At 65.1% G+C, this 19,569-nt stretch carries 23 protein-coding genes; 7 read left to right on the forward strand and 16 right to left on the reverse strand.

What is annotated here, in order from left to right:
* Nucleotide 1 precedes the first annotated feature (1 nt).
* Both IVB46_RS27570 and IVB46_RS27575 read right to left on the reverse strand, forming a co-directional pair.
* Nucleotides 2–556 (reverse strand): hypothetical protein, encoded by a 555-nt coding sequence (locus IVB46_RS27570; protein WP_208084493.1) that lies wholly within the window; start codon nt 554–556, stop codon nt 2–4.
* On the reverse strand, nt 553–1,563 hold the full coding sequence (locus IVB46_RS27575) for an alpha/beta fold hydrolase (protein WP_247315515.1): 1,011 nt from the start codon (nt 1,561–1,563) through the stop codon (nt 553–555). The genes IVB46_RS27570 and IVB46_RS27575 overlap by 4 nt, the downstream gene beginning before the upstream one ends.
* 136 nt (nt 1,564–1,699) lie before the next feature.
* Between IVB46_RS27575 and xseA the strand changes: the two genes are divergently transcribed.
* Nucleotides 1,700–3,322 (forward strand): exodeoxyribonuclease VII large subunit, encoded by a 1,623-nt coding sequence (gene xseA, locus IVB46_RS27580; RefSeq protein WP_247315890.1) that lies wholly within the window; start codon nt 1,700–1,702, stop codon nt 3,320–3,322.
* Between the two features lie 182 nt (nt 3,323–3,504).
* Here the strand turns inward: xseA and IVB46_RS27585 are convergent, their stop codons facing one another.
* The gene (locus tag IVB46_RS27585; protein WP_008130160.1) at nt 3,505–3,654 is read right to left on the reverse strand and encodes a hypothetical protein; all 150 of its coding nucleotides are present in this window, start codon (nt 3,652–3,654) and stop codon (nt 3,505–3,507) included.
* A gap of 272 nt (nt 3,655–3,926) precedes the next feature.
* A complete protein-coding gene (locus IVB46_RS27590) occupies nt 3,927–4,751 on the reverse strand; it encodes a dienelactone hydrolase family protein (protein ID WP_247343864.1) in 825 nt (274 codons plus the stop codon).
* Nucleotides 4,752–4,945: 194 nt separating this feature from the next.
* Between IVB46_RS27590 and IVB46_RS27595 the strand changes: the two genes are divergently transcribed.
* Nucleotides 4,946–5,173: a DUF2093 domain-containing protein gene (locus IVB46_RS27595; RefSeq protein ID WP_014491939.1), complete on the forward strand. Its 228-nt coding sequence runs from the start codon at nt 4,946–4,948 to the stop codon at nt 5,171–5,173.
* 16 nt (nt 5,174–5,189) lie between these two features.
* Here the strand turns inward: IVB46_RS27595 and IVB46_RS27600 are convergent, their stop codons facing one another.
* Entirely contained in the window at nt 5,190–5,504 is a 315-nt protein-coding gene (locus IVB46_RS27600) for a hypothetical protein (RefSeq protein WP_247315519.1), read from the reverse strand.
* Nucleotides 5,505–6,013: 509 nt separating this feature from the next.
* Here IVB46_RS27600 and IVB46_RS27605 point away from each other — a divergent pair.
* Nucleotides 6,014–6,211 carry a hypothetical protein gene (locus IVB46_RS27605; protein ID WP_223153847.1) on the forward strand — a complete coding sequence of 66 codons (198 nt, stop codon included), beginning with the start codon at nt 6,014–6,016 and terminating at the stop codon, nt 6,209–6,211.
* A gap of 383 nt (nt 6,212–6,594) precedes the next feature.
* Here IVB46_RS27605 and IVB46_RS27610 read toward each other — a convergent pair whose 3' ends face one another.
* The 7 genes from IVB46_RS27610 to IVB46_RS27640 form a co-directional block, all read right to left on the reverse strand.
* The gene (locus IVB46_RS27610; RefSeq protein WP_063985608.1) at nt 6,595–6,930 is read right to left on the reverse strand and encodes a GYD domain-containing protein; all 336 of its coding nucleotides are present in this window, start codon (nt 6,928–6,930) and stop codon (nt 6,595–6,597) included.
* Nucleotides 6,931–7,216: 286 nt separating this feature from the next.
* Nucleotides 7,217–8,233, reverse strand: coding sequence for a tetraacyldisaccharide 4'-kinase (gene lpxK, locus IVB46_RS27615; RefSeq protein WP_247315522.1), 1,017 nt, complete (start codon nt 8,231–8,233; stop codon nt 7,217–7,219).
* Complete coding sequence (locus IVB46_RS27620; RefSeq protein ID WP_247315524.1) at nt 8,226–9,560, reverse strand: 3-deoxy-D-manno-octulosonic acid transferase; 1,335 nt, start codon at nt 9,558–9,560, stop codon at nt 8,226–8,228. The genes lpxK and IVB46_RS27620 overlap by 8 nt, the downstream gene beginning before the upstream one ends.
* Nucleotides 9,523–10,236 (reverse strand): lysophospholipid acyltransferase family protein, encoded by a 714-nt coding sequence (locus tag IVB46_RS27625; protein ID WP_247315526.1) that lies wholly within the window; start codon nt 10,234–10,236, stop codon nt 9,523–9,525. Before IVB46_RS27625 ends, IVB46_RS27620 begins: the two co-directional genes overlap by 38 nt.
* Entirely contained in the window at nt 10,233–10,475 is a 243-nt protein-coding gene (locus IVB46_RS27630; RefSeq protein WP_014491932.1) for a DUF4170 domain-containing protein, read from the reverse strand. The genes IVB46_RS27625 and IVB46_RS27630 overlap by 4 nt, the downstream gene beginning before the upstream one ends.
* 60 nt (nt 10,476–10,535) lie before the next feature.
* Entirely contained in the window at nt 10,536–11,354 is an 819-nt protein-coding gene (locus IVB46_RS27635) for a 3'(2'),5'-bisphosphate nucleotidase CysQ (protein ID WP_247315529.1), read from the reverse strand.
* Nucleotides 11,341–12,744 (reverse strand): TldD/PmbA family protein, encoded by a 1,404-nt coding sequence (locus IVB46_RS27640; protein ID WP_247315531.1) that lies wholly within the window; start codon nt 12,742–12,744, stop codon nt 11,341–11,343. Before IVB46_RS27640 ends, IVB46_RS27635 begins: the two co-directional genes overlap by 14 nt.
* Nucleotides 12,745–13,020: 276 nt before the next feature.
* On the opposite strand from IVB46_RS27640, the gene IVB46_RS27645 reads away from it, so the two are divergent.
* Nucleotides 13,021–13,539, forward strand: a complete 519-nt coding sequence (locus IVB46_RS27645) for a DUF6101 family protein (RefSeq protein WP_247315532.1) — start codon at nt 13,021–13,023, stop codon at nt 13,537–13,539.
* A gap of 115 nt (nt 13,540–13,654) precedes the next feature.
* On the opposite strand, the gene ubiA is transcribed toward IVB46_RS27645, so the two are convergent.
* Both ubiA and IVB46_RS27655 read right to left on the reverse strand, forming a co-directional pair.
* Complete coding sequence (ubiA, locus tag IVB46_RS27650; protein WP_247315534.1) at nt 13,655–14,587, reverse strand: 4-hydroxybenzoate octaprenyltransferase; 933 nt, start codon at nt 14,585–14,587, stop codon at nt 13,655–13,657.
* Complete coding sequence (locus tag IVB46_RS27655; protein ID WP_247315536.1) at nt 14,584–15,243, reverse strand: hypothetical protein; 660 nt, start codon at nt 15,241–15,243, stop codon at nt 14,584–14,586. Before IVB46_RS27655 ends, ubiA begins: the two co-directional genes overlap by 4 nt.
* Nucleotides 15,244–15,454: 211 nt before the next feature.
* Between IVB46_RS27655 and IVB46_RS27660 the strand changes: the two genes are divergently transcribed.
* The gene (locus IVB46_RS27660; RefSeq protein WP_247315537.1) at nt 15,455–16,219 is read left to right on the forward strand and encodes a 16S rRNA (uracil(1498)-N(3))-methyltransferase; all 765 of its coding nucleotides are present in this window, start codon (nt 15,455–15,457) and stop codon (nt 16,217–16,219) included.
* Between the two features lie 56 nt (nt 16,220–16,275).
* Here the strand turns inward: IVB46_RS27660 and IVB46_RS27665 are convergent, their stop codons facing one another.
* Nucleotides 16,276–17,124 carry a helix-turn-helix domain-containing protein gene (locus IVB46_RS27665; protein ID WP_223153846.1) on the reverse strand — a complete coding sequence of 283 codons (849 nt, stop codon included), beginning with the start codon at nt 17,122–17,124 and terminating at the stop codon, nt 16,276–16,278.
* A 172-nt stretch (nt 17,125–17,296) separates the two neighbouring features.
* The gene (locus IVB46_RS27670; protein WP_028153075.1) at nt 17,297–17,803 is read right to left on the reverse strand and encodes a hypothetical protein; all 507 of its coding nucleotides are present in this window, start codon (nt 17,801–17,803) and stop codon (nt 17,297–17,299) included.
* Nucleotides 17,804–18,003: 200 nt separating this feature from the next.
* Here IVB46_RS27670 and IVB46_RS27675 point away from each other — a divergent pair, with 200 nt between their 5' ends.
* Together IVB46_RS27675 and IVB46_RS27680 are read left to right on the forward strand one after the other, a co-directional pair.
* On the forward strand, nt 18,004–18,222 hold the full coding sequence (locus IVB46_RS27675; protein WP_247315538.1) for a hypothetical protein: 219 nt from the start codon (nt 18,004–18,006) through the stop codon (nt 18,220–18,222).
* A gap of 192 nt (nt 18,223–18,414) precedes the next feature.
* Nucleotides 18,415–19,566 (forward strand): ATP phosphoribosyltransferase regulatory subunit, encoded by a 1,152-nt coding sequence (locus tag IVB46_RS27680; protein WP_028157923.1) that lies wholly within the window; start codon nt 18,415–18,417, stop codon nt 19,564–19,566.
* Nucleotides 19,567–19,569 lie beyond the last annotated feature (3 nt).

Here is a 19,569-nt window from a genome sequence, read left to right on the forward strand (position 1 = left end):
GCTAGATCCGCCGCATCCAGAGCCCGCCGAGGATCAGACCGCCGCCATTGACGAACGCCATCCAGAGCGGGAACGCCTCGCCGATGTAGAAGAAACCGATCAGCGTCAGCGCAGCGATGCCGAGACCGATCGCGACGAAGGCATAGCCGAACCAGAGACCTGCGAGCGTATAGAACAGCATGAAGTAGAGCGGCCAGAACGCGCCGAGCTGGCGTGGACCGAAATGGCCAACGACGTTGGTGCAGAGATAGCCGAAAGCGAAGAACAGCACGAAGACCAGAACGAGCCTGACATCGAAGGCGGCACCATGCGGACGGGGCGATGGATTGAGCAACCGGATTCCGACCAGACCGCCGACGCCCAGAATGTCCACGGCAACCCAGGCGTGGACCGCGTAGACCGGCCAGAGCCAGGTCACGAGATTGCCTGCGAACACCAGGACTCCCCACCAGACCGCTGCGAGGCTTGCGAGCTCGTAGAGCTGCGATTGCTTCACGCGCTGGACGATGTCGTCGATGTCGGCCAGCGCTGCAGACGCCTCCTTGCTGTCGATCATGACTGCCCTGCCCCGCGCGTTGCCACGTCCTCAGCGATCGCATTGACCGCCTTCGGATTGGTGACCAGGCCCATGTGATTGACGCCGTCGATCATCTTGACGTCGACCGACGGCTTCACCGCCTGCACGGTCTCGGCATATTTGTCCGAGATCATCATCTCATCGTCGGCGCCGCCGAAAATCGTCATCGGGTGTGTCACCCCGGGCAGATCGAGCCGGTAGCCGCGTGTCGCAAAGTTGCGCATCAGGCGGTCGGAATAGGTGGAGGTGAGGTACTTGGCCGAATTCGCCGGCACGGCGAAGGCGAGCACCGGAAGCTGCGCACAGCATTCGATGCCGAGCTTGCGCAGCGCCGCCAGCCCGAAGTAGCGCGGCAGGTCAGCATTGGCCCAACCGCCGGCGTGCGGTTTGTTGGTCGGCGCGTCGTAGCCGAGATAGGGCGCGATCAGGACAGTGCGGACGAACAGGTCCTGCATGATCGGCGTCGCGGCAACACGCAGCGAGAAGCCGGCGCCGGCGGAATGACCGATCAAGGTCAGTGGCAAATCGGGCGCGCTCTTGCGGACATGGGCGACGAAGTCGACCAGATCGTCCTCGAGCTGGCCGACATAGCCGATATCACCGCGCGTGCCGGAGGCGCCGTGGCCGCGCGTATCGAGTGCCCAGGTCTCGACGCCGTGCGCGGCGAATGCCGCCGTCAGGGCATGGTTCACGGTGCCGGAGGAACCGGACGATCCATGGATGAAGATGGCGCCGCGGTCGGTGGCCGTCCCCTTCGGCGCGTAGTGCCGGAAGCCAAGCCAGGTACCGTCGCGGGCCTGGAACCGCTCCAGCGGCGGGAGGGTGGACCAGTCGATCCCCTTGGCGGAGTCCGAGACCGAGCGCATCTCGGCAGGCCGCTCCAGCGGCGTCGCGATCAGGGCGGTGAGCAGCAGCGCAACTGCGCCAACCGCGCACAGGCCCCATTTCAACAGGCTTAGAGAACCCCGCAGCAACCGCATCGCCATCGCAAACTCCCTCGAACTGATCGTTTATAGATAACTCTATATCACAGAGTACTCTCCATTTCAATCCCAGGATTGGCGCCGCGCGGCGAAAATCCTTAACGTCGGGTCTGACCCCAAAATGCCGAATCGTTTGCCGATGCCGCCTGCGGAACCACTGCTCAACGCCCCCGAATTCACCGTCTCCGAGCTCTCGCAGTCCCTGAAGCGGACCGTCGAGGACGCCTTTGGCCATGTCCGGGTCCGTGGCGAGATTTCCGGTTTCCGCGGCGCCCACTCCTCCGGCCACTGCTATTTCGCGCTCAAGGACGAGAGCGCCAAGATCGAGGCGGTGATCTGGAAGGGCGTGCACGGGCGGATGCGCTTCAAGCCCCAGGAAGGGCTCGAGGTCATCGCCACCGGCAAGCTCACGACCTATCCGGGCTCCTCCAAGTACCAGATCGTGATCGAGGCGCTGGAGCCGGCCGGCATCGGCGCGCTGATGGCGCTGATGGAGGAGCGCAAGAAGAAGCTCGCCGCCGAGGGCCTGTTCGACGAGGCGCGCAAGCAGTTGCTGCCCTGGCTGCCGGAGGTGATCGGCGTGGTGACATCGCCGACCGGCGCCGTCATCCGTGACATCCTGCATCGGCTGGAGGACCGCTTTCCCCGCCACGTGCTGGTGTGGCCGGTCAAGGTGCAGGGTGAAGGCTCGGCCGAGCAGGTCGCGGCCGCGATCCGCGGCTTCAACGCGCTGCCCGAGGGCGGCAAGATTCCGCGGCCCGACGTCCTGATCGTCGCGCGCGGCGGCGGCTCGCTGGAGGACCTGTGGTCATTCAACGAAGAGATCGTGGTGCGGGCTGCGGCCGAGAGCATGATCCCGCTGATCTCGGCGGTCGGGCACGAGACCGACATCACGCTGATCGACTTCGTCGCCGACAAGCGCGCGCCGACGCCGACGGCAGCGGCCGAGATGGCGGTGCCGGTGCGCAGCGATCTGTTCGTCGAGGTCGCCGATCTCGCGCGGCGCACCCGCGCCTATTGGCAGCGTGCCCATGAGAGCCGCCGAAGCGAGCTGCGCGCCGCCGCGCGCGCCCTGCCCGCGGCAGGCGATCTGCTCGCGATCCCGCGGCAACGGCTGGATTCAGCGGGCGCGTCGCTACCCCGCGGGCTCAAGGCCAACACGCACGCGCATTTCCGCCGGTTTACCGCGGCGAGCGCAAAGCTGACGCTGCGGGTGCTGCACGGGCAGATTTCGCAGGCCGATCACCGCCTCACCGTGTGCGGCGAGCGGCTCGGCCTGTCCGCGCGCTCGCTGCTGCGGCAACGGCGCGACCGTTTCGCCGGGCTGGAGGTGCGCTTGCGCGCCTCGAAACTTTCGAATGCGCAGGCGCAGCGCAACGCAATTGCCCGCCAGCGCGAGCGCACGCATCGTCTGGCCGAGCGCGCCAACCGCGCGCTTGTCACGCTGTTGCAGCGGCTGGATGCCCGCATCGAGAACAGCGGCAAGCTGCTCTCGGCCTTGTCGTATCGCGGCGTGCTCGCGCGCGGTTTTGCCTTGGTGCGGGATGAAGCCGGCCATCCCCTGCATGCGGCGGACGCGATTGGTCCCGGCGCACGCGTCGAGATCGAGTTTGCGGACGGCCGTGTCGGCGCGACGGCGGATGCGGATCGCCCGGCGCCGACGGCAAAGCGTGCGCCGGCGCAAGCAAAGCCGGCCGCACAAGACGCAAAACCCGCGCCGAAGCGCGCGGGCAAGCCGGTGGATCAGGGCACGTTGTTCTGAGCGCGAGGATAGCGCTCCACTCTCGGGGTCATTCCCCGCGAAAGCGGGGAATCCAGTACGCCGCGGCGTCTCGGTGAATCACTGACGTCTCGGAGTACTGGATCGCCCGGTCAAGCCGGGCGATGACAGCGAGTGTGGGGGACGCGTGTCGCCACAACCTCGTCATTGCGAGCGCACCCCGCCTACCGGCAGGACAATCCCGCGTCGATCGTGGTCCAGAAGCCGCAATGTTCCGGCGCGATCATCGGCGCGCCGGCGTGGGCTTCGAACAGGAAGATCGCGACGGTGAAGACGATCAGTGCGGATGAGAACAGGACGAAGCGGTTGCGCATGAGGACTGCGTTTAATCGACATCGTGGTCGAACTAAGGCGCCGTCACCTGCTGAAACCGCCGCGACGCCCGATACGTAGATTCACGGTCGGCCATACTCCGTGCAGGGCGGTGGTCGATGCGGGGCTGTCCGCCTAACGTTGTTCCTCGGGCGGCCCCGCTTGCGAATCCGTAGCCCGGATGGAGCGCAGCGTAATCCGGGGTTCGTGCCGCGTCTCGAGATTCCCGGATTGCGCTGCGCTCCATCCGGGCTACGAAGCTACAGGACGGCTCTCACCGCGCCAGCCACTCCGCGACTTCCCGCTGCGACTCCTCGCGCGCCTCTGCGTCCGTGCCGAGATGGCCGTGCTCGGGCGCGGCGGCATCGGTGGTGCCGGCAGCTGCGTGCAGCGGCGTATTGGCGCGGTCGAAATCGTGATAGGCGCCGGGATAGACCACGATGCGCGTGAGCGCGCTGCGGCCGCGCGCGCCGTCGACCATCTGGCGGCAGGCCGGCGGCGACGAGACGTCGTCATTGGCGCCGATCAGCACCAGGGTCGGCACCCGCGCGCTCCAGCCGAGGCCGGCGGAGATCCGGCAATCCGGATAGAACGCGATCGCCGCGCGAAAGTCCGACCCGGCTTCGCGCGCGGCGCTCTGCGGACGCACGGCCCAGAGCAGCGCGCTGGCACCGTTGGCCCAGCCGATCAGGCTGACGCGGTCGCGCGCGACCCAACTCTGCTTCATCAGCCAGGCGCGCGAGGCCGCGATGTCGGCGACGCGCTCGCGCCGCGCCTTGATGTGCATCTCCTTGACGCGGCATTGCGGCCCGAGCTCGCGCGAACCGTAGCTGTCGGGCAGCAGCACGGCATTGCCGGCCTTCAGCAATTGTAGCGCCCAGTCGCGATAGCGCGGCAGCACCGATTCTGAATGATTGCCGAGGCCGCCGCAGCCGTGCAGCGCGATCACGGTCGGAAACGGCCCCTCGCCTTCGGGCTTGTAGAGCTGCCCATGCAGGATTCCGGACGACAGGGGAATGTCGACCTGCTGCGGCGCCGGCGCGGCGTGCGCGGCCGACATCAGCAGCATCAGGAACAGGGCGGTCAGTCGAAGGCGCATCGGATTCTGCCGTGGAAGATGCCGGAACCGGCCATCCCTCGCGCGAAGCACTATCATGCGGAAACGGCGGCAAAACATCACAAACCGGTGGGTTTACCGGGCGGACAAGCCACCCTATCTATGCTAAATCCGGTGCAACACATCGTGCCCTCCAGGGTTTTCCACGGAGAGGCCTTCCACGGAGACTTTCGACCGTGCTGAACAAGTTCGGCCCCTCGGGCCATGGAGAAGCGCAGGTGCAATATCTCGACGGCGATTTCCGCGTGATCTCGCCGGGGACCTTCGTGCGTTGCGCGATCACCGACACGCGGATTCCGCTCGACGAATTGAAGTACTGGAGCGTGGACCTGCAAGAGGCCTACGCCACGCCGGCCGCCGTGCTGCAGCGGCATTTCCCCGGCGCGCTGAAGCCGCAGCCGTGAGGCCGCGCCTGCGCTTCTATTGCTGTTCAGTGGCATCTCCGCCCACGCAGGTCTTGATGAAGGTCTTCCTGGGCTCGCCGACGACCTTCTGATCGATCGCCTGCTTGAGGCAATCGACCCGCGCCTGCGCCATGCAGAGCTGCATCTGGTCGCGCTTGTCCTGGCCCTTCAGGCTTTGCGTCGTCGCAAGACATGTGACGCGCTTGGTCGCGGGGACTGGCACCGTGCTGGTTGGAGCAGCGGGAGCCGTCGTCGGCGGCGTCTGCGCAAACACGGGCGCAATGATCAGACACACAAGACTGGCAGCGACGGCTGCGGATGGCAGTTTCATCGGATTCTCCTGATCGTCTGGAACCGATAGGCGTCTAGCGATGAATGTCGCCTGAATGGCAGGCTGCTAAAGGGCGAGCAAAGGGTAGCTGCCCCGCCGGCGTTGCACGAGCGGCACGGCTTATCGTGCAGCTGAGGATGGAGACGATGTTCGCGCGCACCTGAACTGCAGGCCTCGCCGCCGAAATGATCTCCGTCGTGCCGATCCGCGTTGCATCGAATCGCGCTTGCACTCCGTGGTAAGTCACTTCGCGCTGTGGTTGGATTTTTCGCTGCGGTTCGGCGCCCTCAAGTTGTTTGACGAAGTCTTGGTGAAACAGAGCGCTGCTAAAGTGCGCGTTAGGTAATTAGCCCTGCTGCTTTGTCGCACAGACCATCAAGTCAACCAAACGACCATTGAGCTTTGGAATTGATGCAGTCTGTGAACGGGCTCACATCGGAAGAGCCATCTGACGGGCTACGATCACCTCGAAAATTCGCGGTGGATACTTTTTAAATCGAAAGTCAACGATGGGGGTGATCATGCCCACCATACTAGACATGCTCTATCGTGAATATTGCCGCGCCCGCCTCGCTGAAATGCGGAAACAGCTTCTGATCATAGCTCAACGCTCTGAAGCTTCCGAAGCGCATCATCATCTTGCGGATCAGGGTGACGATGAGAGGACGGACGCACAACGCAAGACCGGTCGCGGCGTGCCGCATTGAAGCGGCCCGAGACCGGCGAACTCTCCCGCGTAGCAGTGACCAAGCAATTGGCGGCAGTTTGGGAGCAAGCGATGAATACACCCGAATGCTATACTGTCATGGTGGCCTGCGTCTCGTGCCTGACCATCATCGGAATGATGGCTGTTGGAGCCTGGTGAGGGGACTGACCGCTGAGCCGGGATTGCGCGCCCTTAACGGGTCCGCTGGCAAGCACGTTCAGTCGGACCTGTGGCGCCGGACACAGCACGCGCCCTCCCGCATCGTCCGTCGATGGACGCCGGAAGGCCTTCGCCTCGCCTCAGCGCGCAGACCTGCTTTTTGCTGTGAGGTAAGCGTTGCCGCCGCCTGATACGATCGCGGCGGCCTCGCTTGAGATCCGGATGTCAGCCTCCGGGCGGACTATACGAAGAGCGCAGCTTCGCCGCGTTCTGGCGGACCTGCTTGATCTCGTCCTGCGTGAACAGCCGGGTCAATTTCACGTTCTGCAGGGTGCCCACCGTGACGGTCAGACCGGAGATGGCCGGAGCCGTGCTCGGATCAGGCACATCGAAAATCACCAGAACGCCCGGACCGTCGGCAGCAACGCTGTACATCGAAATCAGCTTGCCGCCGGCCGCTTCAATGAGTTTTGTCGCCGCCTCCTGGCGATTGATCGTGGGGTTTTCCAAAATGGCGTTGAGAGCGCGTGGTGTATATTGTCCAGTGAGGCAAAAATGCATGGCATGTTCTCCTCTGAGCTTTTGGCAATAACTCTCCGGCCGTTCCGAACTGATCGTAACGGTCTCGCATCTGAAATGATGATGGTACGTTGCCCGCCGTGGGCATAAACGCCGCCGATGATTGCCGGGAGTTCGGCACGTCCCGGTGACGGCTCTCATGCGAGGCTACATCAACTCCCGAACGTGCGGAAGACAATTCATCCGCCGCGACATGTCGCATATCGCAAGGCGCGCGGTGTTGGGCTACGGCGGAGCGCTTTGCCCACGCCAGGAAATCATCAAGAAATCATCGCCTGCCGAACCGCCGCTCGCGCGCCTTGTAGAGATGATCGCTGATCAATTGCCGGAGCGCTGCCGGATCATCGAATTCGAGCTGCACCGCGAACGGCACGATGCCGTCAGGCACGCCTTCGCGGCCGCGCAGGCGCGCAAGATCCTTTTCCGTCGTCACCAGCGTGAGTTGCTCGCGCTGCGCCTCCGCTGCGAGCGCCGCGATCTCGTTCTGCGAAAACATGTGGTGATCGGCGAAGGGGCGCGTGCGCGCGACCTCGATGCCGCAGGCGCGCAAGCTGCGGAAGAAACGCGCGGGATCGCCGATGCCGGCGAACGCAAAGACTCGTTTGCCGAGGAGTTGCGCGACCGAGGCCGCATCCGGCTTCAGGCGCGCGCGCAGCTCCGGCTTGTTGCGCTTCGCAAGCTCCGCCGCGACATCGTTGGCGGCATGGCCATTGCCGATCAGCACCAGCGCATCGGTGCGCGCGAGCTGCGCCTTCAGCGGCGCGCGCAAAGGACCGGCCGGAAACACCTTGCCGTTGCCGAGGCCGCGCTCGCTGTCGATCACGATCAGGGAGGCGTCCTTCAGCAGGCGCGGGTTCTGGAAACCGTCGTCCATCAGGACCACGGTCGCGCCCCGCGACTTCGCGAGCGCAACGCCTTCGAGACGGTCGTGCGCGACCACGACAGGAACGTCGCGCACCATCATCAGCGGCTCGTCGCCGACGTCGGAAGCGGTGTGGCGCTCGCGGTCGACCATGACCGGACCCTTGAGGCGCCCGCCATAACCGCGGCTGAGCACCACCGGCGTCTCGCCGAGCTCGCGCAACAGCTTCGTCAATGCGAGCACGGTCGGCGTCTTGCCGGCGCCGCCGACATGGTAGTTGCCGACGCAGATCACGGGGATGCCGGCGTCAAAGCCCTGGCGCAGCATGCGCCGTTCGGTGATCGCACCATACAGCAGACCCAACGGCCGTAACGCATGAGACTTGAAGGAACGCGGCCGGTACCAGAAGGCCGGCTCACGCATTGGCGGCCCCCATCTCGATCGTCAGTTGCAGGAGATAGGGCTCGAGCGCGGTCATGGTGCGATTGAGTGCACCGCCGAGATCCTCGACCACGCCTGCGCCTGCGCGCTGCATCCCGTCGCGCACCGTGGGATCGGCCAGCAGCTGGCCGAGCTGCTTGACCAGCGTCTCCTGCGTGTCGGCCTGGCGCGCGCCGCCGCTGCTATCAAGCGCCTCGTAGACATCGGCGAAGTTGAAGACGTGCGGACCATGGACGATCGCAGCGCCGAGCTTGATTGCCTCGATCGGATTCTGGCCGCCATGGCGGATCAGCGATCCGCCCATGAACACGACCGGCGAGAGGCGGTAGAACAGGCCGAGCTCGCCCATGGTGTCGGCGATATAGACGTCGGTCGCCGCCGTCGGCAATTCCTCGCGCGAGCGCAACGCCGGCTTCAGGCCCGACGCCGTGATCAAGCCGGCGATCGAGGTGCCGCGATCCGGATGCCGTGGCACGATCACCGTCAGAAGCTGCGGGAAGAAACCGACGAGGCTGCGATGCGCCGCGACCAGCATCTCGTCCTCGCCCGGATGGGTCGAGGCCGCGACGATGATCGGGCGGCCGCGCGTCATCGCCATCAGCCGCTCGAGCTTGGCGGGATCGGCCGGCGGCGCGGCCACGTCGAGCTTGAGATTACCCGTGGTGACCACGTCGCGGCCGCCGAGCGCCGAGAAGCGCTCCGCATCGGTCTTCGATTGCGCCAGGCAGATGTCGAACCGCGACAGCAGCGCCGAGATGGTGCCGTACATCCGCCGCCAGCGCGGGAAGGAGCGCGGCGACATCCGCCCGTTGATCAGCACCATCGGCAGGCGGCGCGCGGCGCCCGCCAGGATCAGGTTCGGCCACAAATCGGATTCGATGAACAGCGCGAGCGACGGCTTCCAGTGATCGAGGAAGCGCGCGACATAGCGCGGGGAATCATACGGCACGTATTGATGGATGACGTCGGGCGGAAACCGCTTTGCGACGACGGCGGCGGAGGTGACGGTGCCCGAGGTGAGCAGGATGCGAAGATTGAGGTCGCGCAGGCGCTCGATCAGCGCGGCTGCGGCGAGCACCTCACCGACGCTGGCGCCGTGAATCCAGACCAGGGGGCCGTGCGGACGCACGTCCCGGGACAGGCCTCGCCGCTCGCCGACGCGGGCGGGATCCTCCTTGCCCTGCTTCAGCCGCCGCTTGATCAGCGCCGGCGCAAGCGGCACCAGGCCCGAGGCCAGGCGCCGGTACATCCGCAGCGTTATCGGCAGCGAGTTAGCCATCTTGGGGCCCCGGACGGCCGAGTTGCGCATAGGCGCGGCGGGTCGCCTCGTTCAAGGTCTCTTCCAGCTCCAGCCGCAGCGCTTCCATGGTGGCGGCGTCGGCATCCGGCGGCACGTGGATTTCCTTGATGCCGACCAATGCGCCCCGCCCGAACGGCAGGTTGATGGTGGTGCGGTCCCAGTTCTTGAGCCGGATGTAGCGGCTGGTCGCCATCGCGAAAGGCATGATCGGCCGCCCCGATTCCCGTGCCAGCATGATGATGCCGAGCCCGGCCACGCGCGAGCGCTTGGGGACATCGGCGGTCAGCGCGACATTACAACCGTCCTGGAGCGTGTGCACCATTTCCCTGAACGCGCCCACCCCGCCCTTGCGGTGGAAGGCGCCGCCGTGGTCACCCGAACCACGGATCAGGCCGATGCCGAGCCGCTCGACGGCGATCGCGTTGAACTCGCCGTCGCGATGCCGCGAGATCAGGACCTTGGCCCGGTAGGAGTCCTTGTTCTTGATGAAGGGCGTGAGGAAATGCTGGCCGTGCCAGAAGGCGAAGATCGCGGGGATCTGCGGCTCGACGATGTCATAGACATCCGGCGGATCGAACGTGAATTTGTTGGTCCGCCAGACCAGACGCAGATATTCGGCCGCCAGAACCCCGACGGCACGCTGAAGCCAGCTGCTTCGCAGCGTATTGCGAAGCAGTTTTTTCAACGCGCCGGTTCTTGATTCGGGTCGAGCAGCCGATGGAGATGGACGATGAAGTAGCGCATCTGCGCGTTGTCGACCGTGCTCTGCGCCTTGGCGCGCCAGGCGACGTGGGCGGACGCATAGTTCGGATAGAGGCCGACGATCTCGACGTCATCGAGGTTCTTGAAGGTGTTGTGCTCGAGATCGAGCAGTTCGCCGCCGATGACGAGATGCAGCAATTGTTGCGGGGCACTATCTGGCATGGGTTCTGTTCCTAACGGGCTGCCCGGCAAAGCAGTGTTCGAGAAGCACGGCGGACGCACTCAGGGCAAGGGCCGATTTCGAAAATGCGCGACGATGCCCGCATGACGATCGCGACCCGCTGCCACCAGCACCCCGTGCGTGACTTCCCGGCGGTTATAGAGGATGGGATCTCCGGAGAGGTCGCTCATCCTACCATCCGCTTCCTGCACGATCAAATCGGCCGCCGCAAGGTCCCAATCATGGCTGTTGCCCCCGGCAAAAGCCGCATCCAGCACGCCATCGGCAACCCGGCACAGGCGCAGCGCGAGCGAACCGATTCGCGGATGCAGCTTGATGTCGCCGCCAGCAGTATTGAGCCGCTCGACCATCGGCTTCGGGCCGGCGACGCGGGAGAAGTCGAGCGCGGATCCGGACGCCGCCCGCACGGCTTTGCCGTTGAGCGTCGTGCCCTGCCCGCGGGCCGCGAAGAAGAACTCGTCGGTCGCGGGCGCGAACACCGCAGCCAGCACCGGCGAGGCATCCTCGACCAGCGCGACGCTGACGCACCATTCGTCATGGCCGCCGAGATAATTGCGGGTGCCGTCGATGGGATCGACCACCCAGGTCCGCCGCCGCGACAGCCGCACCTCGTCGTCGGCGCTCTCCTCGGACAGCCAGCCATAATCGGGCGTCGCCGAGCGCAGGCGCGCTTCGAGCAGGTCGTTGACCGCAATGTCGGCTTCCGACACCGGCGACGACGCGCCCTTGGTCCACGTCCTCAATTCGGTGCGGAACAGCGACTGCGCGAGGCTGCCTGCCTCCCGCACCGCGTCTTGCAGCAGCGCCGCGTCGCGCGTCAGGATGGTTTCGTCAGTTGAATGCGCGTCAGCGTCCGCCAAGCGTCAAACCCTCGATGCGCACCGTCGGCGCATTGACGCCGTAGCGGAACTCGAGATTGTTCGCCGGCTGCATCGACTTGAAGATCTCGAACAGATGGCCCGCGATCGTGACCTCGCTGACGGGATAGGTCAGCTCGCCATTCTCGATCCAGAAGCCGGAGGCGCCGCGGCTGTAATCGCCGGTGACGCCGTTGACGCCGGAGCCGATCAGGTCGGTGACGTAGAAGCCCTGCTTGATGTCGGCGATCAGCTCGGCCGGGGTCGGCGTGCCCGGTTCGAGATGCAGATTGTACGGTCCCGGCGACGGCGAGGACGAGACGCCGCGATGGGCGTGGCCGGTGGTGGTGAGGCCGAGCTCGCGCGCGGTCGCGCAGTCGAGCAGCCAGGTCGTCAGCACGCCCTCGTCGATCAGCGCGATCTTCTTCACCGCGACGCCCTCGGCGTCAAACGTCTGCGAGCGCAGGCCGCGCTTGCGCAGGGGATCGTCGATGATGCGGATGTTTTTTGCGAACAGCTGCTGGCCGAGCTTGTCCTTCAGGAAGCTGGTCTTCCGTGCGATCGAGGCGCCGTTGATGGCGCCGACGACGTGGCCGACCAGCGAGCCTGCGACACGCGGGTCGAAAACGACCGGCACCTTGCAGGTCTCGACCTTGCGCGGATTGGAACGCGCCACGGTGCGCTCGCCGGCGGAACGGCCGACGACTTCCGGCGACAGGAGATCGGCGCCGTGCGGCGCCGAGGTGAAGTCGTAGTCACGCTCCATGCCGGTGCCTTCGCCCGATATCGCGGTCGCCGAAATGCCCTGGCTGGAACGCAAATAAGAACCATGGAAGCCGGTGCTGGTGACGAGCACCATGCCGCCCATGCCGGCGGAGGCGGAAGCGCCGCCGGATTTGGTCACGCCCTTCACGGCGAGCGCGGCAGCCTCGGCTTCGAGCGCGCGGCGCTCGAGCTCGGAAGTCGCGGGCACGTCGGGATCGAGCAGATCGAGATCAGGGAAGTCGCGCGCCAGCAGCGCAGGATCGGCGAGGCCGACATATTTGTCGTCGGGCGCGACGCGCGCCATCGCCACCGCGCGCTCGGCAAGCTTGGTCACGGCATCGCCGCTGACGTCGTTGGTCGAGACCACCGCCTGGCGCTGGCCGACCAGCACGCGCAGGCCGACATCGTCGCCCTCGGAGCGTTCCGATTCCTCGACGCGCCCGTCACGCACCTCGACGCCCTGCGAGACGCCGCGCACGGCGACCGCATCGGCCGCATCCGCACCGGCGCGCTTGGCCGCCTCGACCAGCCGCTGCGCGAGATCGGAGAGCGCGGTCTGATCGAACAGGCCGCGATTGGCTTTGGACGAATCCTGGGACGAAAGCGTCGAGCTTGGTGAAGGGTTCACAAACGAAATCCTGTTGCGGCGGGAGGTTTCGGGGCGATACCGGCCCTGAACACCAGATGTGCCCAATTGGTACGGACTTCAAGCGTTTTCAGCCCGCAAAAAGCTCAGATTCGCAAGTCCGGCGCAACGTCTCGTCAATCATGCGTGCCAAGGTCTTGTCAATCATGAGCGGCGGTGACGCTGGATTAACCAGCCTTTTTAAGTGGTTTCGGAACGGCGCGCGCTAAGGTCCTCGCATCGACCGGGAACATAATCCCGGCGGGGAGAACTAAAGCCGTGAGGCGTCAAACAGCAACAAGCGGGATCGCTCCCGCCGGGTCGGGCCGCAGCTTGCGGCTCGACCCTCTTTCCCTTCCGGTCCGCTTCGATGCGCACGATCCGCGCGCCGACGGATACACCAGGCAGATCGAGCTTCATCGCGAGCGTGTCGTGCTGCGCCGTGCCGTCCGCGGCATGCAGATGGCGATCAACGTCCGCGTCAGCGACTTCACCGGCGTTGCGTTGCGCGGCAATGACGAGGCGCAGACCCTCGTCCTCGTGCATCGCGATCCCTCGCTGTCCGTTCCGCTGCTGGTCAGCACCGATGGCGACGAGCTCGCCGAGGCCTGGGCGATCTGGAGCGAGCTGTTCGCGCTCCCGCAGCTCGACGAAGGCGCCCGCAAGCCCACGCCGCGCCGTCGCCGCGCGAATGCGATCCGCGCCCGCCGTCCGAAATTCTTGATGCGCCGGCGCACCGCCATGACGCGCGAGCTGTCGGTGCATCACGGCGAACGCGAGATCATCGCAAGGAGTTGAACGGCACGCACAGTGCCGCAGGGTGGGCAAAGCGAAAGCGTGCCCACCTTTTTTATCTCAATCCCGGGAAGATGGTGGGCCCGGCGCAAGAGCGCCTTTGCCCACCTACGGGCAGCTACGCCGCCCGCATCACCGCGTCGACCAGCAATCCCGCAAACAGCAGGAAGCCCGCATACTTGTTCGAGTAGAACAGGCGCTTGCAGAGCAAGGGGTCGCTGATATCCAGCCGCACGATCTGCGACGCCAGATGCACCGCGAACGCCGCAAGCCCGAGCCAGGCCGGCCAGCGCGCATCGCCTGAGGCCAGCGCGACGCCGATCAGCATCACCGCAAGCCCGTAGAACAGGATCAGCGCCTGGTGCGTGTGCGCGCCGAACAGCCGAGCGGTGGATTTGATGCCGATCAGCGCGTCGTCCTCGGCGTCCTGGTGCGCATAGATCGTGTCATAGCCGATCACCCACGAAATCGATCCCGCATAGAGCACCAGCGCGGTCAATTCGATGCGGCCGAAGGTGACGGCAAATCCCATCAGCGCGCCCCAGGAGAAGGCGAGGCCGAGCACGATCTGCGGCCACCAGGTGATGCGCTTCATGAACGGATAGATCGCGACGATCAAAAGCGAGGCGATGCCGGTCAGGACCGCGAAGCGGTTGAATTGCAGCAGCACCACGAGACCGGTCAGCGCCTGCGCGACCATGAAGGCCAGCGCCTGCCTGGTCGTCACCTGGCCCGACGGCAGCGGCCGCGAGCGGGTGCGCTCGACCTTGTCGTCGAGATCCCGGTCGGTGATGTCGTTCCAGGTGCAGCCTGCTCCGCGCATGACGAAGGCGCCGATGAAGAACAGCACGATGGTGAGGGGCAGGCCGCGGACATCATGCGCCATGCCGGCAGCGAGCGCCGCCGACCACCAGCACGGCATCAACAGGAGCCAGGAGCCGATCGGACGATCGAAGCGCGACAGGCGCAAATAAGGCCGCGCCCATTGCGGCGCGAGCGTATCGACCCAGTTGCCGGTGGAATCGGCAACGCGGGCGGATGTATCACTCATCGGGTGAGGACGTTGCCGTTGAGCGTATCGAAGGTGCTGCCGCCCTTCTTGCCGGCATTGGCTTCAGGCGCCGAGCCCGAGCCCAGCACCTCGCTCAGCGACGGACCGGCCGGACCGCGCGGCTGGTTCTGCATCTGCTGCGCGACGTTGCAGACCTTCGTCGCCATGGCCTCGGTGTTCTTGTGGCCGTCCTTCATCTGCGCGCTGACCTGCGCCGGAATCCCGCACTTCGAGGCGTTGACCTCGATGTACTTGATCATCTTGGTCTCAGCCTGGCTGAAATTGCGGATCAGCTTGCAGGCTTCTTCCGGCGCGGCGTGACGATCACTCGCGGCCTTGATCAGCTTGCCGCGCTTCTCGGCTTCCTCGCGCAGCGGCATGAAGGTTTTCATGCAGTCCTCGCCGGGACCGCCTTGCGTCGGCGGGGCGGCGCTGAAGGCACCTGCGCCACCGACGGGCGCGGCGCCGTTCACGGGAAACGATCCTTGGGGCGCTGCACCGACCGAAGCGCTCGGCGCCGAGCCGTTCACGGGCGGAAACGCGGAACTGGTTGGGGCTTGGCCAGGCAGCGGCGCAGGGAAGCCCTGCGCGTGGGCACCCGCGGCGCCCAAGGTGACCATGGCGGCAGTGATCGGAACCATCAAATGACGGATCATCAAGGCAGTCTCTCCGGCAGGAGCTTACGGGGCTTGGCGTCTTCCCAATTGAAGCGCAACCAGCGTGCTCGCGATTTTACGATTCCCGCCGGCCCTTAACAACCCGTCGAATAGGGCAAGAGCGCGGCGCGCCGACGCACCGATTCGGTAATATTTACCCCCGAAATGGCGGCTTTCGGTTAATAACGGCGGCTAATTGGACCTTTGAACGATGCCCTCCCACGATTTTCGCGCCCCCCGCCTGTTTGTCGATATCCCCCTTGCCCAGGACGCCAGGGTTCCGCTCGACCGCGACCAGAGCAATTATCTCGGCAATGTGCTGCGGCTTGCCGCCGGGGCCGAGGTTTTGGCGTTCAATGGCCGCGACGGCGAGTGGCAGGCCGCGATCGAAGGCCGCAAGCGGCCGGACGGCCTCGTCATCCTGCAGCAGGCCCGGCCGCAGGACCGGCTCGCTGACCTCACCTACGTCTTTGCCCCGCTCAAGCATGCCCGGCTGGACTACATGGTCCAGAAGGCCATCGAGATGGGCGCCGCCGCGCTTCAGCCGGTCCTGACCCGCTTCACCCAGGCCTCCCGGGTCAACACCGAGCGGATGCGTGCCAATGTGGTCGAGGCCGCCGAGCAATGCGGCATCCTCAGCATCGCCACGGTGGCCGAGCCGGTGCCGCTGGACCGGTATCTCAGTCAGCGCCCTGCCGACCGGCTGCTCATCTTCTGCGACGAGGCGGCGGAGGTCCAAAACCCCGTTCAGAGCCTGCAAAGGGCGCGCGAAGCCGGACAAGACCAAGGCAGAATTGGCATCGACGTGCTGATCGGCCCCGAAGGCGGCTTTGCCGAAGAAGAGCGGGCGCTACTGCTACGGCAGCCCAAGATCCTGCGGCTGGCACTGGGACCCCGGATCATGCGGGCCGACACGGCCGCGGTGGCGGCGCTGGCGCTGGTGCAGGCGGTGCTGGGCGATTGGGGCGGCACCTAACCTAGCCAAGCGAACCTAAGGTCGATTCACGCGCGGCGGCTCTACAGGTTCGCGCTTTAGATGACCTCTCGCTTCGACCGATGCAGGGTCTCGGACGGCAGCTCTCCGAAAGCCGCCCTGTAGCTCGCTGCGAACTCGCTCAGATGCCAGAAGCCATGGCCGATTGCGCAGGCCTTCACACTGCGACGAGCCGGGCCGGTGCGCAGCTGCTTTCGTACCGACCAGAGGCGCAAGACCCGGCTGTAGCGATGAGGGCTCATGCCGCAGATGGCCTGCGTCGCACTCTGGAGGGTCCGAACGGACACGCCCACCCGCTCTGCCAGTTCGGTCGTCTTGTGCCAGATCGCGAGATCGTGGCGGATCAATCGTTCCATCTCTGCGACGATCCGCTGATAGCTGTCCGTCGTGGAGTGCATGGGCCCGCGCTTCACGTTGGACCGAATGGCAGCATCCATTGCGGCGAACAGGGATTGTTCGACCGCCGTTCGCGACGTCGGCTCGTTCAGGAAGTCTGGATCATGTGCCGCGGTTTCAAGCGTCGTGGAAATCGAGCCATGCAGGGAGGCAAGTACTTCCGATGCCGGACTCAGCAAATGATAGCCGTCATCCAGCTGAGACCAGGGCTCGCGCTCGGGCGGGCTGAAATAGGCGACAGCCCACAAACGCCCCGCCGGCTCATAGACCAGGCAATCGGATCTCCCCTTGAGAACGAGTATGGAGCTGCCAATTGATTGCCCGTTGATGCGGGTGGAGGTCACATGGTCCATCGGCACCGCCACCGCGATGGCGTGCGCCAGATCATAACCGCGGATGATCCGCGGGAAGGTCTTCACCAGAGACAGCGTCAGGACCGGCAGGCTGAGCTGGGCACGCTTGATTGCAGTCGCCCCCGCCGACAGCGGCATGCTGGACGCGCCGGCATATCTCTCACTCTCTCCGAAATGATCGATGTCGTACGATCGGAGCTCGAGAGCCGCGGATGGCTTGAGGCCCTGAAACGACAGCAAGCCGTCTAATGCTGTTCTTTGCGTTCCATCGCGAGCAGTATCGAGAAGGCTTTGATCCATATCCTGCCGCTTACTTCGCCTTCCTTGTCGATGCAGCGCCCTTGGGGGCACGCAGATCATCCGGCCCGTTGATGCCGGCGCGCTTGAGATCGCGAAGCAGTTTTGTGAGCAGCAGCATATTAGTCTTCTGCAGTTCGTGATTGTTTCCAAACCTGAATGCGTTCTGCTCGGTCACGATGAGCCCGGCCTTGGTTTCGGCGAGAATCTTTCGTCTCTTAAGTCCCGTCACGCGACGGCGAACCGTCTCGAGCGGCAGGCTGAGGAAGCGAGAGAGCGCCGCGCGGGACACCCCTTGCTTGATCGCATCCGGCTCGACCGCGTGAATGCTGGAGAATCTCTCGTCCAGCGACGGATCGTTCATCACATTGATCACGTTTGCGTTGAGAATCGCATGAACGATCAATAGGTCCAGCGGATCGAATTCGTCGTAGTGCCGGAACAGCTCGCTGATCGAAAACAGCATATAGGCCAGCGTGTGTCGCGAGACCGTCCGGATAACATCTGATGCATTGCGCATGAATCGAAACCAATATTCACATTGTAAACGAAGGCAGCAGCAAACGGATCATCCGCCATACCCAATATGAGTATGCGACGACTTGCCTGTCCTCCTCAATTTCTCAATGTGACGTTGAGCTTGCGGTTGCCGCATTGAGTCGCATGCGCGGACAAAAATCAGCGACGGGCAATGAGGCTGTCGCGCAGGACGACATGGCCATGGACGACGATGTTGCATCGGACAGGCGGCGACGCGAGGAGCTCGGGCTCATCAAGGCATTCCTTGGCATAAGGGACCCGAGCAGGAGGCAGAGAATTCTCGAGCTTGCCGAGGAGCTCGCAGATCACGCCGCGTCCGAAACCGCAGGGCTTGCCTTCGCCTCGACCGATGCATCGCTTGGCGATGCGCCCAGAGATCTCCCTGGCCAAGCTGAGTGAAAGCCAAGCCACTCCCGCTCTAGGTATTATAATACCTCAAATACCTTCTGGCAGATCGCTGCGTCCCACCTCCAAAGCCGTTAAGCGATTGATCCTTTGGAGGTCGAAACCGCTTTCGCGCCATGCTAAGGCCTGCGCCAATTCGCCTCCCTTTCGCCCTGCCCGGTGCCACCGGGACGATGGACCCCTGTTATGACCGCGACTGCCACCTCAAATGCTGCCGGCTCCGCCGCCTGGGCGGATACGCTGCTCTTGTCGTTCGCGCAGGCCGGCTATGTCAGGGCCGAGCCCGCGATTCTGCAACCGGCCGAGCCGTTCCTGGACCTCTCCGGCGAGGACATTCGCAAGAGCCTGTATCTGACGACAGACCTGTCCGGCGAGGAGCTTTGCCTGCGCCCGGACCTGACCATTCCCGTCGCTCGCGACTACCTCACCTCGAGCCGCGCCGGCCAGCCGGCCGGGTTCAGCTATCTCGGCCCGGTGTTCCGCTACCGCAGCGGCCAGGCCAGCGAGTTTCTTCAGGCCGGCATCGAATCGTTCGGCCGCCAGGACCGCGCTGCGGCCGATGCCGAGATGCTGGCGCTGGCGCTGGAAGCGACCGCGGCCTTCGGTGTCCGCGATGTCGAGATTCGCACCGGCGACGTGGCGCTGTTCAACGCCCTGCTCGATGCGCTCGACCTCTATCCGGTGTGGCGCCGCCGCCTGGTCAAGGATTTCAACCGCAAGATCAGCCTGGAAAAAGATCTGGAGAAGCTGGCGGCCGCGACCACCGCGACCCGCAGCGAATATGAGGGTGTGCTGGCCGCGCTCGCCGGCTCCGACCGCAAGGCTGCGCTCGCCTTCGTCACCGATCTGATGTCGATCGCCGGCACCACCAATGTCGGGGGCCGCACCACGGCCGAGATCGCCGACCGTTTCCTGGAGCAGTCGACGCTGAAGGGCGGCGCGCTGCCGCGCGAGGCGATCGCCGTGCTCAAGCGCTTCCTGTCGATCGCGGGCAATCCCGACGATGCCGTCGCCGAACTCCGCGCGCTCACCACGGACGCGAAGCTCGACCTCAGCGCTGCCGTCGACCAGTTCGAAAGCCGGGTCGGCTTCATGGCCGCGCGCGGCATCGACGTGAAGCAGACGCGCTTTTCGACCGCGTTCGGACGCGGCCTCGACTATTACACCGGCTTCGAATTCGAACTGCATCACAGGGGCAACGGCGCCGAGCCGCTGGTCGCCGGCGGCCGCTATGACGGGCTGATGACCCAGCTCGGATCGGCCGAGCCGATCCCCGCGGTCGGCTTCTCGGTCTGGGTCGACGCGCTGACCCGGATCGGCCGCAAGGTGGGAGCTTAAGTC

This window comes from Bradyrhizobium sp. 61 (genome assembly GCF_023073075.1).
GTDB classification, from domain to species: domain Bacteria; phylum Pseudomonadota; class Alphaproteobacteria; order Rhizobiales; family Xanthobacteraceae; genus Bradyrhizobium; species Bradyrhizobium barranii.

What these genes read in the sequence shown, in the direction of transcription:
- IVB46_RS27570 (WP_208084493.1), bottom strand. Translation starts at nt 556, where the DNA reads ATGATCGACAGCAAGGAGGCGTCTGCAGCGCTGGCCGACATCGACGAC.
- IVB46_RS27575 (WP_247315515.1), bottom strand. Translation starts at nt 1,563, where the DNA reads ATGGCGATGCGGTTGCTGCGGGGTTCTCTAAGCCTGTTGAAATGGGGC.
- xseA (WP_247315890.1), top strand. Translation starts at nt 1,700, where the DNA reads ATGCCGCCTGCGGAACCACTGCTCAACGCCCCCGAATTCACCGTCTCC.
- IVB46_RS27585 (WP_008130160.1), bottom strand. Translation starts at nt 3,654, where the DNA reads ATGCGCAACCGCTTCGTCCTGTTCTCATCCGCACTGATCGTCTTCACC.
- IVB46_RS27590 (WP_247343864.1), bottom strand. Translation starts at nt 4,751, where the DNA reads ATGCGCCTTCGACTGACCGCCCTGTTCCTGATGCTGCTGATGTCGGCC.
- IVB46_RS27600 (WP_247315519.1), bottom strand. Translation starts at nt 5,504, where the DNA reads ATGAAACTGCCATCCGCAGCCGTCGCTGCCAGTCTTGTGTGTCTGATC.
- IVB46_RS27605 (WP_223153847.1), top strand. Translation starts at nt 6,014, where the DNA reads ATGGGGGTGATCATGCCCACCATACTAGACATGCTCTATCGTGAATAT.
- IVB46_RS27610 (WP_063985608.1), bottom strand. Translation starts at nt 6,930, where the DNA reads ATGCATTTTTGCCTCACTGGACAATATACACCACGCGCTCTCAACGCC.
- lpxK (WP_247315522.1), bottom strand. Translation starts at nt 8,233, where the DNA reads ATGCGTGAGCCGGCCTTCTGGTACCGGCCGCGTTCCTTCAAGTCTCAT.
- IVB46_RS27620 (WP_247315524.1), bottom strand. Translation starts at nt 9,560, where the DNA reads ATGCGCAACTCGGCCGTCCGGGGCCCCAAGATGGCTAACTCGCTGCCG.
- IVB46_RS27630 (WP_014491932.1), bottom strand. Translation starts at nt 10,475, where the DNA reads ATGCCAGATAGTGCCCCGCAACAATTGCTGCATCTCGTCATCGGCGGC.
- ubiA (WP_247315534.1), bottom strand. Translation starts at nt 14,587, where the DNA reads ATGAGTGATACATCCGCCCGCGTTGCCGATTCCACCGGCAACTGGGTC.
- IVB46_RS27655 (WP_247315536.1), bottom strand. Translation starts at nt 15,243, where the DNA reads ATGATCCGTCATTTGATGGTTCCGATCACTGCCGCCATGGTCACCTTG.
- IVB46_RS27660 (WP_247315537.1), top strand. Translation starts at nt 15,455, where the DNA reads ATGCCCTCCCACGATTTTCGCGCCCCCCGCCTGTTTGTCGATATCCCC.
- IVB46_RS27665 (WP_223153846.1), bottom strand. Translation starts at nt 17,124, where the DNA reads ATGCCGCTGTCGGCGGGGGCGACTGCAATCAAGCGTGCCCAGCTCAGC.
- IVB46_RS27670 (WP_028153075.1), bottom strand. Translation starts at nt 17,803, where the DNA reads ATGCGCAATGCATCAGATGTTATCCGGACGGTCTCGCGACACACGCTG.
- IVB46_RS27675 (WP_247315538.1), top strand. Translation starts at nt 18,004, where the DNA reads ATGGACGACGATGTTGCATCGGACAGGCGGCGACGCGAGGAGCTCGGG.
- IVB46_RS27680 (WP_028157923.1), top strand. Translation starts at nt 18,415, where the DNA reads ATGACCGCGACTGCCACCTCAAATGCTGCCGGCTCCGCCGCCTGGGCG.